The 16,137-nt window shown below is 33.2% G+C and carries 12 protein-coding genes and 3 pseudogenes; 2 read left to right on the top strand and 13 right to left on the bottom strand.

Going from position 1 to position 16,137, the window contains the following annotated elements; genetic code table 11:
• The first annotated feature begins 207 nt into the window (after positions 1–207).
• Positions 208–696, top strand: coding sequence for an ECF transporter S component (locus THESIDRAFT1_RS01190; RefSeq protein WP_006569254.1), 489 nt, complete (start codon positions 208–210; stop codon positions 694–696).
• Between the two features lie 69 nt (positions 697–765).
• Here THESIDRAFT1_RS01190 and THESIDRAFT1_RS01195 read toward each other — a convergent pair whose 3' ends face one another.
• The 13 genes and pseudogenes from THESIDRAFT1_RS01195 to THESIDRAFT1_RS01255 all read right to left on the bottom strand — a co-directional run bounded on the left by THESIDRAFT1_RS01195 (position 766) and on the right by THESIDRAFT1_RS01255 (position 14,564).
• A complete protein-coding gene (locus tag THESIDRAFT1_RS01195; protein WP_006569255.1) occupies positions 766–1,668 on the bottom strand; it encodes a cation diffusion facilitator family transporter in 903 nt (300 codons plus the stop codon).
• An 18-nt stretch (positions 1,669–1,686) separates the two neighbouring features.
• On the bottom strand, positions 1,687–2,649 hold the full coding sequence (locus THESIDRAFT1_RS01200; RefSeq protein ID WP_006569256.1) for an acyl-CoA dehydratase activase: 963 nt from the start codon (positions 2,647–2,649) through the stop codon (positions 1,687–1,689).
• 6 nt (positions 2,650–2,655) lie between these two features.
• Positions 2,656–3,752 (bottom strand): annotated as a pseudogene (locus tag THESIDRAFT1_RS01205) (acyl-CoA dehydratase activase-related protein).
• Positions 3,753–4,735, bottom strand: a pseudogene (locus THESIDRAFT1_RS01210) (acyl-CoA dehydratase activase-related protein). It abuts the pseudogene before it with no gap.
• Between the two features lie 51 nt (positions 4,736–4,786).
• A complete protein-coding gene (locus tag THESIDRAFT1_RS01215; protein WP_003869910.1) occupies positions 4,787–5,371 on the bottom strand; it encodes a TetR/AcrR family transcriptional regulator in 585 nt (194 codons plus the stop codon).
• A 167-nt stretch (positions 5,372–5,538) separates the two neighbouring features.
• A complete protein-coding gene (locus THESIDRAFT1_RS01220) occupies positions 5,539–5,904 on the bottom strand; it encodes a hypothetical protein (RefSeq protein WP_006569259.1) in 366 nt (121 codons plus the stop codon).
• A 5-nt stretch (positions 5,905–5,909) separates the two neighbouring features.
• Positions 5,910–6,158 carry a 4Fe-4S dicluster domain-containing protein gene (locus THESIDRAFT1_RS01225; protein ID WP_006569260.1) on the bottom strand — a complete coding sequence of 83 codons (249 nt, stop codon included), beginning with the start codon at positions 6,156–6,158 and terminating at the stop codon, positions 5,910–5,912.
• Between the two features lie 59 nt (positions 6,159–6,217).
• Entirely contained in the window at positions 6,218–6,505 is a 288-nt protein-coding gene (locus THESIDRAFT1_RS01230; RefSeq protein ID WP_006569261.1) for an ArsR/SmtB family transcription factor, read from the bottom strand.
• A gap of 63 nt (positions 6,506–6,568) precedes the next feature.
• Positions 6,569–7,729 (bottom strand): M28 family metallopeptidase, encoded by a 1,161-nt coding sequence (locus THESIDRAFT1_RS01235; protein WP_006569262.1) that lies wholly within the window; start codon positions 7,727–7,729, stop codon positions 6,569–6,571.
• A 24-nt stretch (positions 7,730–7,753) separates the two neighbouring features.
• The gene (locus tag THESIDRAFT1_RS01240) at positions 7,754–10,102 is read right to left on the bottom strand and encodes a WD40 repeat domain-containing protein (RefSeq protein WP_006569263.1); all 2,349 of its coding nucleotides are present in this window, start codon (positions 10,100–10,102) and stop codon (positions 7,754–7,756) included.
• Positions 10,103–10,194: 92 nt separating this feature from the next.
• Positions 10,195–12,670 (bottom strand): annotated as a pseudogene (locus THESIDRAFT1_RS14700) (transglycosylase domain-containing protein).
• Between the two features lie 175 nt (positions 12,671–12,845).
• Positions 12,846–14,015: an iron-containing alcohol dehydrogenase gene (locus tag THESIDRAFT1_RS01250; RefSeq protein ID WP_006569265.1), complete on the bottom strand. Its 1,170-nt coding sequence runs from the start codon at positions 14,013–14,015 to the stop codon at positions 12,846–12,848.
• A gap of 189 nt (positions 14,016–14,204) precedes the next feature.
• Positions 14,205–14,564: a PRD domain-containing protein gene (locus tag THESIDRAFT1_RS01255; RefSeq protein ID WP_244262700.1), complete on the bottom strand. Its 360-nt coding sequence runs from the start codon at positions 14,562–14,564 to the stop codon at positions 14,205–14,207.
• A 155-nt stretch (positions 14,565–14,719) separates the two neighbouring features.
• Here THESIDRAFT1_RS01255 and THESIDRAFT1_RS01260 point away from each other — a divergent pair, with 155 nt between their 5' ends.
• Positions 14,720–16,123, top strand: a complete 1,404-nt coding sequence (locus THESIDRAFT1_RS01260; protein ID WP_006569266.1) for a sigma-54 interaction domain-containing protein — start codon at positions 14,720–14,722, stop codon at positions 16,121–16,123.
• The last annotated feature ends 14 nt before the right edge of the window (positions 16,124–16,137 follow it).

Genomic DNA, 16,137 nt, shown 5'->3' on the forward strand with positions numbered 1-16,137 from the left:
TTACATTTATATTTAAATTGTATCCTTTCTTTGTGCGAAAGTCAACAAAGCCAAAAATTTCTTTGCAACTTTGATATTTATTTGACATTCTTTTGCTAAAGTAATAAAATATAATTAACAATATGAGGTAATTATTTTATGTGCTATTCTTAGTTCGATATTATAATGCGAATATTTCCTGATAAAAAATGAAAGGAGGCGATTCGTGTGGATACAAAATTCATAACAAGAACTGCTATTTTGCTCGCCATCACTTTAATATTTCAGTTCTTAAAAATGCCCCAACTTATAACAGGTTCTATCGTTAATGCAATGCTTTTAATCGCTGCTGGAACTGTAGGAATGTGGTCAGGAATTATAATAGGACTTTTAACACCGGTAATTGCATTTTTGGTAGGCATAATGGGATTTCCTTTAATGATTCCTTTCATAATGATGGGCAATGGAGTATATGTAATACTTTTTTCAACGCAAAAAAACAAAGTAATAGGAATGATAGTAGGTGCTGTAGTTAAGTTTATATGGCTGGCTCTATCAGTAAAATATATAATGCAGCTGTTCAATGTAAAAGTTCCATTAAAAATTGTACAAGCTTTTACAACACCTCAGCTTATAACAGCACTCATAGGAGGTACGCTAGGAATTATAGTAATTGCATTACTTGAAAATTACTTTAAAAAAGCGAAAGAACAATAATAAAAACAAGGGGAGAAGGTTTTATTCTCCCCTTGTTTGGCGAACTAAGCTAGAGACTTTTTTGTACTACTAACCCTTTCTATTTATCAGCCCAACATTCTCGCAACATTCATATTCCATCTGCAAAGTAACATGATGTATGCCAAAAGTTTCATCAAGAATAGTTTCAATCTGATCCATTAGTAACTTCGCTTGGCTTAATTTAATGTCATCTTTTGTGTTGACATGGCACTCAAAATGTATATCTTTATCGTTAGTTTGCCACACGTGTACATGGTGTATATTTTTTACGTCTGGAAGTTTCTCAATTTCCTTTTTTATGATGTCAAGATTTATATTTTCAGGTGTTTTTTGCATCAATATTCCTATCGTTTCATCTATTATTTCAAAGCTTTCTTTTATTATATAAGCTCCTATCAAAACTGTTAGCAGCGGATCAATCCAGTAAATATTGTATGCATAGATAAATATACCTCCAATAACTACCCCAAGCGATGACAAAGCATCAGAAAGCAGATGTATATATGTCGATTTTATATTTAAATTTTTTTGAGCATTTTCCCTCAGTAAAAACATTGATAACGTATTTGCCACAAGTCCTATAATAGCAACTACTATCATTAAAACGCCATCGATCGGTTCCGGTTTAAAAAATTTTACATATGCTTCTTTAAAAAGATATAAAGATATAACTACCAAAACCACCGAATTAAACAGCGCCGCAAGTATCTCTGCCCTTTTATAGCCAAATGTCATTTTTTCATTGTTCTCTTTTTTAGATATTTTTATTGCAATGTAACTTACACTTATTGAGATTCCATCACTAAAATTGTGAAGTGCATCTGATATAAGAGATAAACTGCCTGACAATATACCTCCTATTATTTCGCCTATTGTTATCACAAAATTTAGTATCATCGCAATAACTAAGTTCTTTTTGCTTATCTCACCATGATCATGATGATGGGCCATATCTAAGCCTCCTTATGCTTATATAACAGAGTTTGACCATCTGCCACATCTATCTCCTGTCATCGCTATTACTTTGCCGTTTGCTTTAATTTGTATTATTTCACATTCGTTAGGACAAGCTTTGCAAATAAAACTCGTCGTTTCAAACTTCTCCTCTGAAACCTCAAACCCTTTAAACTTAGTAGGATTGCCTGTCCGCTTCATTTCATCTTTTGCTAACATAGCAATACCTATCGCTCCCATAATATCGTAATACTTTGGCACAATTACCTCATGTTCCACTTCTTCTTCAAACGCTTTTTTTATCGCAATATTTGCCGCAACACCGCCTTGGAATACAAAAACTGGCTTCAATTTTCTTCCTCTTACAAGATTGTTCATATAATTTCTCACTAAGGCCTTAGAAAGACCTTTTAATATTTCAGCTTTACTAAAGCCGTATTGTTGTTTTGATATCATGTCAGATTCAGCAAAAACTGTACATCTACCTGCAATTCTCACATCACGCTTTGCAGTCAATGCAATTTCACCAAATTCCTCAATCTTTATCCCCAGCCTTTGTGCTTGATGGTCAAGGAATGACCCTGTACCAGCAGCACAAACCGTATTCATAGCAAAGTCAGTTATCGTACCATCATTTATAATAATAAGTTTAGAATCCTGGCCGCCAATTTCAAAAATAGTACTAACATCTGGATGAAACTGCAATGTAGCAGTAGCATGGGCAGTTATCTCATTTTTTATTACATCTGCACCAAGGATGTACCCAAGAAGTTGTCTACCACTCCCAGTTACGCCAACCCCGCCTATTTCTTTGTCGGGCAATTCATTGTGTAATTTTGCTAGCTCATCTTTTACAGTATCAATTGGTTGCCCAACATTTCTTACGTACGAATTGAATAATACCTCATTATTTTCATCAATTGCTACAACCTTTATACTTACTGACCCTACATCAACACCAATATATATTTTCTCCACTTTTGTCTACCTCGCTATCCTTTTTCTGTGTTTTTTTAGTTTTATTACATCTAAAAAAGCTTCTATTCTCGTTAATACATTGGCAATAGCCATTTGCTCATCTACAGAAAGTGACAAAATTGGATAGTCATATTCTCTCATTATTTTATCTATCACACTTTGAGAAACAAGTTCTGGTAAACATCCAAAAGGTTTCAAGTGAATGACTCCATCAAATCCTCTTTCCATAAAATCAATTATTGCGCCTACAGACTGTTTCGCATGCCCACCAATTATTATCTCTATGTATTTCTCGCCTTTTTTCAATATTTGATGTTCTTTCTCTTTGTAAGAAGGCAAAGGTATTAAATTAAAATCAATCCATTCGGAAATGTAATGAGACCTTTCCACTTCTGCGCCATAAGCATTTAAAACTTCTTCTATATTACCATTTATTGAAGGCTCCATCACAACATATATTTCTCCTACTATTCCAATCTTTATTTTTCTTCTTCCGGTACTTCACAAATCTTTATACTATTTAACCTCTCGATCGCCTTTTTTTCTACCCTTTTTACATCTTCAGAAGATTCTATTTTCCTGTACTCTTCTGTAATCTCATGCCATGCCTTAGTAAACTCTCCCTTATTACACTCATAAGCTCTCTTGGTCTCTATGATTTTCTCTACTTTATCCATCGATTTTGCCATGTCATATACAGTTTTTACAGTTTTAATAACCTGCTGCCATGAATTATTCCCTTTTATCTTTTTTACATTTTCCAAAAAAGTTTTCCAATCTCTTTTCGGCTCATCAAATATTATAAATTCTACATCGTAACCCATGTTTTTAAGTATTTTTTTCTGAGCCTCTCCATAATACCCAGCCCTGCAGGGGCCATTCCCACCAGAAGTCACTATAGTATCCGCTCCTAATTCTAAAGCCTCAAGATAAGTTCCTAAAATAACCTTTAAAGGAAAACAAGCAAATTCAGGACTATATTTTACCCCATAATCTACAGTTTTTTGTGAAGGCTTCGGGGGAGTTATCACTTCATGCCCTAATAATGTAAAAAGTTTTTCATACATATAAGGAGAACCCATATAAGGAAATGTTATCTTCACTTAAATCACGCCTTCCACAGATTTTTCAGCTTTATATTTTTTAATCCTTATGAGGTCCGTAAATGCCTCAACTCGTGTAATTACGTGGCTTTCGCCAGTTTGCTCATCAATTCTTAAAGTCATAAAAGGTTTTTTGTGTTTTTCAGAATCTATAGTTAAAAAAGGCTCAAGAATTGAATCAGGACCGCATCCAAAGGCAGTAATATGAATAATACCATCAATGTCATCTCTTTCCATAAACTCATAAGCTGTACCTAAGAGCATATTAGTAAATTCCCAAAACATATTTTTTTAAATTTTTTCAATTGACGTTGTATTATCCTTTCTTCCATCATATCAAAAGTCACAACTTTTATGTTGAGCTTGCGAAAAACATTAAGCAAGTCCATATTGACAAATCTATCATAAACATTATATACATAACCAATTAGACCTATTGTAATATCGCCATCATATTTTTTTGGTTTATCACTCGTCAAAAGCTCATTTATATCATATCCTTGCCTATTCAAAGCTCTAAACTCAAGCCATTTGTCTCGGGCTTTCTTTAAAGCATTTTTTAAATCTTTTCTACTCACACCCAATTTATCGATAAAAACTGTATAATTGTGAAACTCTGATATGTCAGTACTTTTTGACACTATGTTATGAGTCAAAATTTTATTCTCAATGCCATCAAAAAGGCCTTTTATCATGTCAGGCAACCCCATAAATTTAGGGCACATAAATATACCTTTCCTTAAGCTTACAAACCTAGGAATATATATGTAATCGACACTCTTATCCAGCAAATTTAAAACATGTCCTGTATATACCTTCATAGGTACACATATTTCCGCAACTGCTTCTTTTACCCCTATGTCTAAAATACTTTTTGAAGTATCGTCAGAGGTGACCACTTCAAAACCAAGGCTTTCGAAAAGAGTTTTCCAGAATGGATAATAGAAATAATACATTAAAGCTTTTGGAATACCTATTTTCATTATTTCCTCTCCTCTCCTCCAAGTACATCATATATCATATTTTACACTACTTCAATCACTTTTTTCTATTGCTTTTACAAAAATTTCTATGCTTTTTTTAACAAATTCTCTATCGCTAAAGCCAATTAGCTTGTTACCATAGGAGGCATTCATTAAAACAAAACCGAAATTCAATGATATAAAAGCAAAGGCTAAAAGTTCAAAATCATCAGTATTTAATAATCCCTTCTCATACATTTTTTCAAAATACTTTATCAAAACTTCTTTAAAGCCTTTTGGAATCCTGATCAGATATTCTTTTACCTCTTCAAAAATCTCTGGACTTCTCAAACCTATCATGATTTTCGCTTTTTCTTCTGTAAAATTTTTATGATATTCATGAGCCAACATGAATAGGTCTTCTTTTAAATCCCATGTACATTTGTCTAATATTCTTTCATTTACAGGCTTTAATAATTCCAGCTCTTTTAATGCATAAAGCACTATATCTTTTTTGCTTCCAAAACATCTAAAAATTGTAACTTCATTTACTCCTGCCTCTTCTGCAATATTTCTTGTAGTTGTAGACTTATATCCTTTTTCAGAAATTAGTTTTAAAGTAGACATAACTATCTTTTCCTTCACCGAATCGCCCATTAAAACACCTCACAATATGTATGCAAGTAATTGCTTGCATACATATTATAACATATCTTTGTCATAAAACAAAAAGCAAAATTGCTCTTTTAAAAAGCAAAGATTTTTATTAAAAAAAATTGGCCATACGGCCAGATAGTTACTTTATTTAACTTTCACAGGTGGAACTAACAATTTCCCGTTAAGTGTACAGCTTTCTTTAATTCCTCAATAACCTGCTGTGTATTCATGTTTCTTATTTCGATTCCAATATGCTTATCTCTAGGAAAGCCTACATCATCAAAAGCATCTCTGTACATTTTCTTTTGCATTGTAGGGTCACAGGCAGCGACATAAAGTTCATCTATTTGCGCTCCTCTTAATAATTCCCTTAAATACCTGTCTCCATCATCTGCACAAAGTTGAGGATGTAATCCTACCCATTCAAAAATGCCCTCTCTTCTTAAAGTGTTCAAAACTTCAAATGTATCCATCTCTTGAAATGATGGACATGTGCCTTGGCAAACACATAAAAGTAATCCTTTTTTACTCATAAAAATTACCTCCTATCTCCAAAATATGTTATAGCTTCATTATCACAAACTTTTGAGCATCCACGGCAAAATTCCACGCAGTTGTCTGGATTTACAACATCCGGATACCCATCGTCACCGATGGTATAAACGTCGTGTGGACAAAAGTTCACACATTGATAGCACTGAATGCATTTATCCTTATCTATTATAGGATACCAATTCTTTGCCACATATTTCACCTCCTCTCCAGCATTTAAAAAAGCAATTATCATTTATATTAACTTCCTTATATATTTTTATATTCGAATATTCGAATATAAAAATAAAAAATTTATTTTGTAACAAGAAAGATATTTTTCACTTTCTCGATAATGTTTATGATATTTTCATCTGTTAAAGAATAAAAAATTATAGTACCTTCTCTTCTAGTTTTTACCATTTTATTTGCTCTTAACACCATTAAATGCCTTGATACATGGGATTGGTCTAAATTTAGTGCTGCCATCATTTGACATACGCACATTTCTTTTTTGCTTAAAAGCTCTATTATTTTTATTCTTGTAGGATGTGATAATGCTTTAAAGTATTCGGCAGCTTTATTATATACGTCAGCTTCCACTTCTTTTCACCCTTTCATATAAATTATATTCGATTTTTCAAATATAGTCAAGTTAATTTTTTGTCAATTTAATCTTTCTGCTACTTTAACTAAATACTCTTTAAAAAACTCTTCTTCATAACTTAAAAGTTGGGTATCGACGTTTTCTATAGTATCCGTATGCCAGTGGTAGTTACCTAGTCTTCCTTTTTCATCTTTTGCAAGAAACGCTATTGCATCAAATCCAGCAGCCATTGCTGGAAGAGCATCTGTAGGAAGGAGCAAATTTTTCATTTTTTGAACTTTTCCGTCACGACCTTTTGCCATCTCCTCTGCTATATCAAGTAACATTTTCCCGGCTCTTTTATAAAATATCATTCCTTCCCCCTCAAGGTATGTAACTTTACCAGTTCCAAGATTATCAAGTATGATGAATTTGGTCTCTTTAGAAAGTTTTTTACGGTATTCCCTTATGAAATTTTTCATTCCTCTTTCCCCTGTCTCTTCACTGCCAGTAAATAAAAATACCATGTCAACATTATCAGGAAACTTGTCTTTATGGTTTATATAGTAATTTGCCAATGCTAAAGTTAAAGCTACCCCTGTGCCATTGTCATTTGCCCCTTGTGTATACCTACCCGTTACTTCACATATAGCCATAAAAATTATATTTGCAAAAACAATAATAAGTCCAATACGCAATATTGCAGAAGCTATAACTAAATTGAAAATATTAAACAAAATTCCAATTGGAATAAGTCCAAATCCTATATATGAAATGTTGTAAATTGCACTTAGTTTGTCGACAATTTTAGGATGAAACATTATGCTGCCTTTTTGCGTGTCATAATGAGCTGATACAATTATTCTTTTACTGCGGCTTTCATCAAAACTTGTAAAAACATTTTGGGATAAATGCCTAGGCATTATACTTGTTTCAACTGGCTTACCACTTACTTCTAATAACAAAAGACTTATCGCAAATAAACTGAGTAAAAATGCTGCTATTTCTAAAGGTCCGCCGTACATCAATGAGAAAAAGCCGCAAATAAACAGCAAAACACCCACTTGTAAAGGAAGCATATATAGATTGTCTCTTGTAGTTTTAAAAGTCCGTTTCTCAGCTTTATACCCCATCCTCTTCAATTCCTGCAAAATATACTCCGCGGCTTGCCTTTCATTTTTTGTCGCAGAGCCCCTGTGTTCAAACTTAGTCAATTCCTTTAAATAGTCAATGCTCTTCAAATTAAAAGCCCCCTCTCAGTAAAACTATTTATTGCGATACTTATATACGTAACCATCTGCGGAATATATGTACAAGTTCGAACCATCCTCCGTAATAGCAATATCATAAATACCGCTTTTATGATAATAACTATATAAAGTATTTCCTTGTTTGTCGTACATAGTTATTTTATTAGCATTGTTTATGGTATTGTCATATTCTTGAGATAAAATTACTATATAATTTCCATCAGGTGTCATAACTGCTTTTTTAACTTTCCAACTAGAAGTTATAGTTTTTGTCATATTAAAATTGTTAAAAAATGTAATATAATATTCTTTATAATCTTTGCTGAAAGATATTAGAACCGCTGCTTTCCCATCTTTAGACATTAAAGCTTGTTGTATAACTCCTTTTTTTGTATAGTTTTCACTTAAAAGTGCCTTTTCTCTATTATAAAATCCAATACTACCGTCAAAACCTAAGAGTAAAAACGCTTTTCCATCCTCTGAAGCTGTTATAAAAGGTTCATTGCTTTTCATGTCTTTATTATAAAAAACTTTGCCGCTAAAATCCATCGCTAAAATTCCAGAAGAATTACCATCATCAAAAGAGGCAGTTACTATATCTTTATTTATAGATAAGTCATAAACAAAAGTAGATTTAATTTTTTGCTCCCATATCATATACCCTTTATCATTAAAAAAATCAATAAAAGAGCCATATTCCTCATTTTCAGGCGTTGATACTGCATAGGAAAAATATTCTCCATCAGGAGATACAGAAACGGAAGTTACTTCGTGCCCTTTTATTATGTATTTGTGGGAAATCACCATGCCTGACTTATCATAAACTATCACTTCACTGCCTTTTTCATCTTCTATGACTAAAGCAATTAACTCTCCATTGCGAGATAAATCCAAAAATTTGATAGGTTTACTTGTACCTACCATCCAAAACTGATTGCCATTTTTTGTAGCCTTTATCAAATTAGTATTTTTAGCTATATAAATATTTTCTAATTCATCCGTAAATATAAAAGCATTTTCTCCTTCAATGTCTTCATTTAATAACCTTTTCCAGACAAACTCAGGATATTTTCCGTTTATAGGGCGAGGTATAATGTCCATTTTCCCATTGTGATAGTCATATACTGATATAGATTTAGAAGACTGTGCCATAATTCTTTTGCCATCTGGAGAAAATTTAAGCATTGCTATAGTATCATAGACTTTGGCAGTCCAAATCATATTTCCACTTTCATCCATGACCCCTATGTAATCTTTAGTTTTCGCGTTAGGAATTGTAGTGCCATTTATAGCAAAATAAGTATTATTCCCTTCAAAACGCACATCATTTATAAGTCCATAATTTACTACAATATAGTCTACAAGCTTTCCACAACTATCATAAATTTTAGAAACTCCATAATTGCCTATAACAAACTTAGTAGCATCTTTATTAGTGTAAAACCTCTCTGCTATCGTTGGGATCTCCGTTTTGTCGCCATTTAATTTTTCTATATAAAGTTTTTTGTCAAAATAACTGGAAAATAAAATTGTATTGCCATCAGCAGATAATAAAGCCGAAATTTTTGTCATGCCAGAAGTTCCTTCTACCTTTGATGGGCTGAGCGGCATCTTTATTCTTTTTATCATTTTCCCATTTCTATTATACACATAAATGATATATTGTAGCAAATCACTAGAGGAAAGATAAAGAACGTCATTTTCTTTCTCTTTCATCAAATTATTGTTGTTATTTCTATTGCTTAAATCAATAAACAAAAATTTTTCGCTATTATCGCTAAAATTTTCAAGTTTCGGTATTACATGATTTATCTTTTTGACAATTTTATTTTGATTGAACAATATTAATTCGCCATCAGCTGGATAATTATCCTTATAGTATACATTGGAAATAACAACAGCTTCTCCATCAGGAGACACCATAGCATCTAACACATTCTTTTGATAATCAATCTTTTTAGCCTCCACATTATAATTTAAAATTTCAGTTAACTTATCATCATAAAGTGCTATTTCCGTTTCTCCTTTTTTAACCACAAATTTATTTAAAGAGGCATTTAATATTCTATAATCTGCTTTTGTCCCCAAAAGTTTTTCTTCAATCATTTTATCTTTGTCATAACTTCTCAAATATATGTTGCCATCTTTATACACTAAAGTAACGATTTCATCTTCTGATATAAATGTCGTATCAAAAAATCTTTCTCCATTACTTTGAATTGTCCACAAAGGCACATTGCCGTCTTGCAAGGCGGCATTTGCAATATTTTTCGGAGGTTTTATAGCTTCCCCTGGGGTTTTTAAATTGTCACACCCTGATAAAAATAACACTAAAACCATCATTAATAAAACAATCTTTTTCAAATTTAACCCCTCCAACTGTACCTTAAGTTAATAATAGCACATTTTATAAAAAAAGCATACTTGAAAGCTATGCTTTCAAGTATGCTTTTTTCTCATGGTGTTGGATTTGTTGTGGAAGGAGAGTTATTACTAGGCGGAGTAGTTTGAGAATTACCATTGTTAGGAGGCGGATTGGTCGTTTCTCCTCCAGGAGGTTGCTCTGTACCACCGTTATTAGCGGGCGGTGGTTGAGTATTATCCCCTGGAGCATTACCATCAGTAGAATTCTGTGGTGGCGGAACAATATCGTCGTATTCTTTTGGAACCACATATTTTCCATCTAGTGCAACTGCATTCTGCGCTGGTGTTCTACCCGGTGGATCTATAAACACAGCTTCTTTTACCAAATCAGGAGGAGTTAAATCCGTTGCTAGTTTACCATTTTGAGAATTTATTTTAACCATTACGTGAACAGTACAATAAGTTGTGGGTTGGGTACCTTGTGCAAAAATTTCAGTATAGGTTCTGTCACCCCGAGGATCTAAGTGACACAAATCTGTAGGAAGTTCTCCTGAATCGCGACATACTGTCGCAGAAATAATTCCTGATGGCTTTACAAAATCTTTATATGGTAAATCTTTGTGTATCTGAAGCATCACTGTCTTCCACAACTGAGCAGGGTAACTGCCACCTACTACCTTAGTACCTGTTCTGGTATCGTATAATGAAATAGAATTATTATCATAGCCCATCCACACAGTAGCAACATAATAAGGAGTAAAACCTGAAAACCATGCATTACTGTAATTATCAGTAGTTCCAGTTTTACCAGCAACAGGCATATTAGGAAGCTTCGCACGAGTACCTGTACCGTATTTTACAACATCTTGCATCATGTTCATTAATATATAAGCATTTTGCTCGCTTAAAACTACATGTCTTAACGGTTTATTTTCTAAAATCAAATTCCCTTCAGAATCTGTGACTTTAGTAAAAGTAATAGGTGTTGTATAAACTCCTCCATTTGCAATTGCTCCATAAGCAGCAGCTTCTTGAAGAGGCGTAACCCCCTTGTAAAGTCCCCCAAGAGCAAGAGCAGGTAAATACATATCATTCTTGGTTATATCAAGTCCAAATTTTTTGCCATAATTTGCAGAAGTAGCTACCCCTATCCTATCAACAACTTTGACAGCAGGGATGTTTAATGAATGAGTCAAAGCTTCTCTCAACGTTACAAGTCCCCTATAAGTAGAACTTTCGTAATTGTGAGGAGTCCAATTGCCAAAAGTTGTTGGAACATCATCAACAACTGTCGCTGCTGTGAGCCCGCTTTCTAAAGCCGGTCCATAAACCGTAAGAGGTTTTATTGAAGAGCCCGGTTGTCTATAAGCTTGAGTTGCCCTATTGAATCCTCTAACTATATTAGAAGTATCACGTCCCCCAACAAGTCCCTTAACTTCTCCTGTTCTCCAATCCATTACAACCATTGCACCCTGAACTTCGTCTTTAATCTTTGAATTCATAGGAAAAAGTTCTGGGTTTTTGAAAGCCTCTTCAACATAACTTTGTATTTTCAAATCCATTGTCGAATAAATTCTGAGTCCGCCATTATATATTTTGTTTATTGCTTCGTCATGAGAGATATTGAGTTTTTTTAGACAATTCATCTGCTACATCATTTATGACTTGGTCTATAAAATATTTATGGTCATATGTGGTAAAATTCGTCTTTTTAAATACCAATTTCTCTGCTATTGCTTTATCGTACTGCTCTTTAGTAATATACCCTTGTTCGAGCATTTTTTTTAAAACAAGGTGTTGTCTTTGTGTAGCAGCTTCTAAATTGGCATAAGGTGAATATACAGACGGATTATTAGTAATACCAGCAATCATAGCAGATTCGGCTAAGTCTAACTGGCTTACATCTTTGCCAAAGTAAGCCAAAGCTGCCGCCTGGACTCCATAAGCATTTACATTAGGTCCTCCAAGATATATTGTATTAAGGTATGCTTCAAGTATTTGCTCTTTTGTATACTTTTGCTCTAATCTCCACGCAAGTACAGCCTCTTGTACTTTTCTGGTAAGCGTCTTTTCATTGGAAAGCATGGTATTTTTTACAAGCTGTTGCGTTATAGTACTTGCACCCTGAACGGGTTTACCTCCTGCTTTAATATCTGCAATAAGAGCTCCAATGATTCTTTTGGGGTCAATCCCTAAATTATTTTTATAAAACCTTTGGTCTTCTATAGCAACAAAAGCATTTTGCAAATCTTTGGGTATTTTTTCTATAGGAACCCACAGCCTATTGTCAGCCCCATGAAGTATTGCTACTCTTTGCCACTGACCATTGCTGTCTTTTGCATATACAATGGAGGATTGGCTTTGTGCTGTCAAAGCCTCCTGCGAAATCGGTGGAGTATTTTTAATTATTGCCCAAACTTTGCCTCCTATTACCCCAACTCCTATAAAAATCAAAATCAATATTGCATATCCTAAAAATTTTAATATATTTCTAATGGTACTGTTGTTTTCATTTTTTCTTTTATGCTTTCTCCTTTCACTTCGCTTTAAATTTGCATTATTTTCCATATCGATCCCCCATATTAAAAATACTCGGTTCACACGTCACATTTTGTCAATATAGATTATATCATAAATTATATCAGTTTTTATGTCCAATTTGTAACAAATTATTAATTAATTATTAAAAAAATATAAAATCACAGCAAAAAAGTCAGCCAATAATGACTGACTTTTAGAAATTCTACTTTGCTAATTTATAGATATTAATGACATCTTCCTTTCCTAACTTTACAAAATTGCCGAGTTTTTTGTTGCCATTGTCTGTACATTTATTGGCCATCTCTTCAAATCTGTCATCAGAAATGCCTGCTTCTTTAAGGGTAACAGGAAGACCAATCTCTTTAAAAAATTCTGTCATTCGTCTTATACCCTCTAATGCTATGTCTTCGAGGTTTTCATAAGGTAGGTCCACATCCCATACTCTTACAGCAAATTGTACAAAGCGATTTATATCATGCTTGTATACATATTTCATCCAGGCTGGAAAGATAATTGCAAGTCCTGCTCCATGAGCAATATCGTAAATAGCGCTTAGTTCATGTTCAATTCTATGGGAAGCCCAATCTCCTATCCTTCCTGTGCTTAATAAATCATTGTGTGCGATGGTACCCGCCCACATAATTTCTGCCCTTGCATTGTAATTTGTTGGGTCTTTTAGCACAATACGCACATTATTTATAACAGTTTTTAAAGTAGCTTCACAAAGCCTATCAGTCAAATCAACATTTTTGACATTTGTAAAATATCTTTCCATGACGTGGGCCATAATATCTGCAACACCACAGGCCGTTTGATAATTGGGTAATGTATATGTAAGCTCTGGATTCATAATTGCAAACTTAGGCCTTATCAAGTCATGATGAAACCCTTTTTTAAACCATCCGTCTTCATTTGTAATAACTGTAGCATCGCTTGCCTCACTTCCTGTTGCAGGGATAGTTAAGATGACACCTACAGGTAAAGCCTCTTCAAGCTGCGCTTTTCCTGCAAAAAAGTCCCACACATTTCCCTCATAAGGCACACCCATTGCAATAGCCTTTGCAGTGTCAATAACGCTTCCTCCGCCAACAGCTAAAATAAAATCGATATTATTTTCTCGGCATAATTTTATTCCTTCCTGCACAAGGCTAAGCCTTGGATTAGGCTTTACACCTGATAGCTCTATAAACTCAACTCCAGCTTCTTTTAAAGAATTTACAACTTTATCATATAGGCCAGACTTTTTTATACTTCCTCCACCATAACAGAACAGCACTTTGTTGCTATACTTTTTTACCTCTTCACCCACTTGATGTTCTGTTCCCTTACCAAAAATAATTTTTGTAGGGCTTGAAAAAACAAAGTTTTCCATAAAATCACTCCCCCAAAAGTCTTTTATCGTGTTCCATATGTGAAGTTATCAAGATGTCAAAACACATTAATAAAAATGTCCTTTAGAAAATTATAACACAAAGGGAGAAAATAATGAAATGGGATAAAGGTAAAAGTCAATAGTAGCGCTGGACGCAAAACGAATACATCACAAAATTTCTTAGCTTTCTCATTTACAAATTCCACCTACGGGCATATTTATATCAAAATTCTTTTCTATGGCTTTAACTATTCCTTGTGCAATCTTATATTCTTTTTTATCTTTCATATTTTTAAAAGCTTCGTTGGAAACGTTTATTGTTTTATTTTGCTTTATTCTCTTAATTGCAATTGCTATATGAATTAGTAAGTTATAAAATGCAATATCTGAAAGTTTATAATCCATATCTTTTTGAGCATCAATTATGATATTTTTTATTTTTTCAAGACTAATATCTTTAAACATCTCTTCAAAAGCAGACACATCATATAATGCCGATTTATTATTTTGTTCATTAAGGTAGTCAGATATTGCAAATCTTAGATTCATTTCATTCCCTTCGATTTTAATGCTTTTAACGAAAAGTTTTTGCTGTGATATAATAAAAATAAAAAGAAGATGTATTGATAAAAACAGGTAGTATGATAAGCCAGAAAAACCCCTGCATAAGGGAATGAAAATAGTTTCCTAGGAGGTACTATTTTATGACTAATAATGACAATGAATTAGAATTTATAAAAGAACAACTTAACGCAATACTGGAATCAAGCTATGATGGGATTTATATTACTGACGGAGAAGGACGATTTTTGAATATAAACAACAGATTACTGGAAATGACTGGTTATAAGAAAGAAGATGTGATTGGAACTCATGCCCAAGATTTGGCCAAAACAGGAATAATTAATAAATCAATAGTAGAAATGGTTATAGAAAAAAAAGAGCGTATTACAATAAATCAAACTTTAAAAGGTAAAACCATAAAAGAAATTATGGTAACAGCTACACCTATATTAGATGAGAAGGGAAAAATAAAATACATTGTGGCAAATGTTAGAGACATGACAGATTTAATCTACCTTGAAAACGAATGCAAGAAAATTCAGTCTCTTTCAGAACAATACTATTTAGAGTTAATGAAAGAAAGGGGCTATTCAGGGAAAGTAATTGCTGAGAGTGAAGAAATGAGAAAAATAATGCAATTAGCATATCGCGTAGCACAAGTAGATTCTAATGTTTTATTGGAAGGAGAATCTGGAACAGGGAAAGAAGTAATTGCAAGATTTATTCATGAAATGAGTCCTCGTAATAAAGCTCCTTTTATTTCCATAAATTGTGCTGGGATACCTGAGTCATTGCTGGATGCTGAATTATTCGGCTATGAAGAAGGTGCTTTCACTGGTGCAAGAAAAAGAGGAAAAATGGGGTTAATAGAACTAGCTGATGGGGGAACACTTTTTTTAGATGAACTTAATTCACTTCCGATCGGCTTACAAGGAAAACTTTTAAGAGTCATTGAAACGTTTGAAATAAGAAGGTTGGGTTCCGAAAAATCAAAAAAAATCAATTTTAGATTAATTGCCTCGACTAATAAGAATTTAAAAGAATTGGTAGATAAAGGACTGTTTAGGAAAGATCTATATTTTAGAGTAAATACCGTTCCTATAATTTTGCCGCCTCTTCGAGAAAGAAAAAAAGATATAATACCACTTGCAACTCACTATCTTCAGTATTTCAATAAAAAATATAATTCCCGCAAAGATTTGTCTATAAATACATTTAAATATCTTGAAGCATATAATTGGCCAGGTAATGTGAGAGAATTAAAAAATGTGATTGAAAGATTAGTCGTCATGACTGAGAATGATGTAATCACTGAAAAAGATCTCCCCAATGAACTTATAAATAGTTTAAACAATGATAAATTTCAGATTATACTTAGAGACATTGTACCACTAAAAGAATTAATTGATGAAGCTGAAACAAAGTTGATCAAACTTGCGATGGAACATTGCCACTCCACGAGGGAAGCTGCAAAAGCTTTAAAGATCAGCCAAACGTCGATTGTAAGAAAATATAAGAAGATACGAGAAAAATTAGGGAGTTGAACCAAAAATGCTTC

The organism is Thermoanaerobacter siderophilus SR4, from assembly GCF_000262445.1.
GTDB lineage: Bacteria > Bacillota > Thermoanaerobacteria > Thermoanaerobacterales > Thermoanaerobacteraceae > Thermoanaerobacter > Thermoanaerobacter ethanolicus.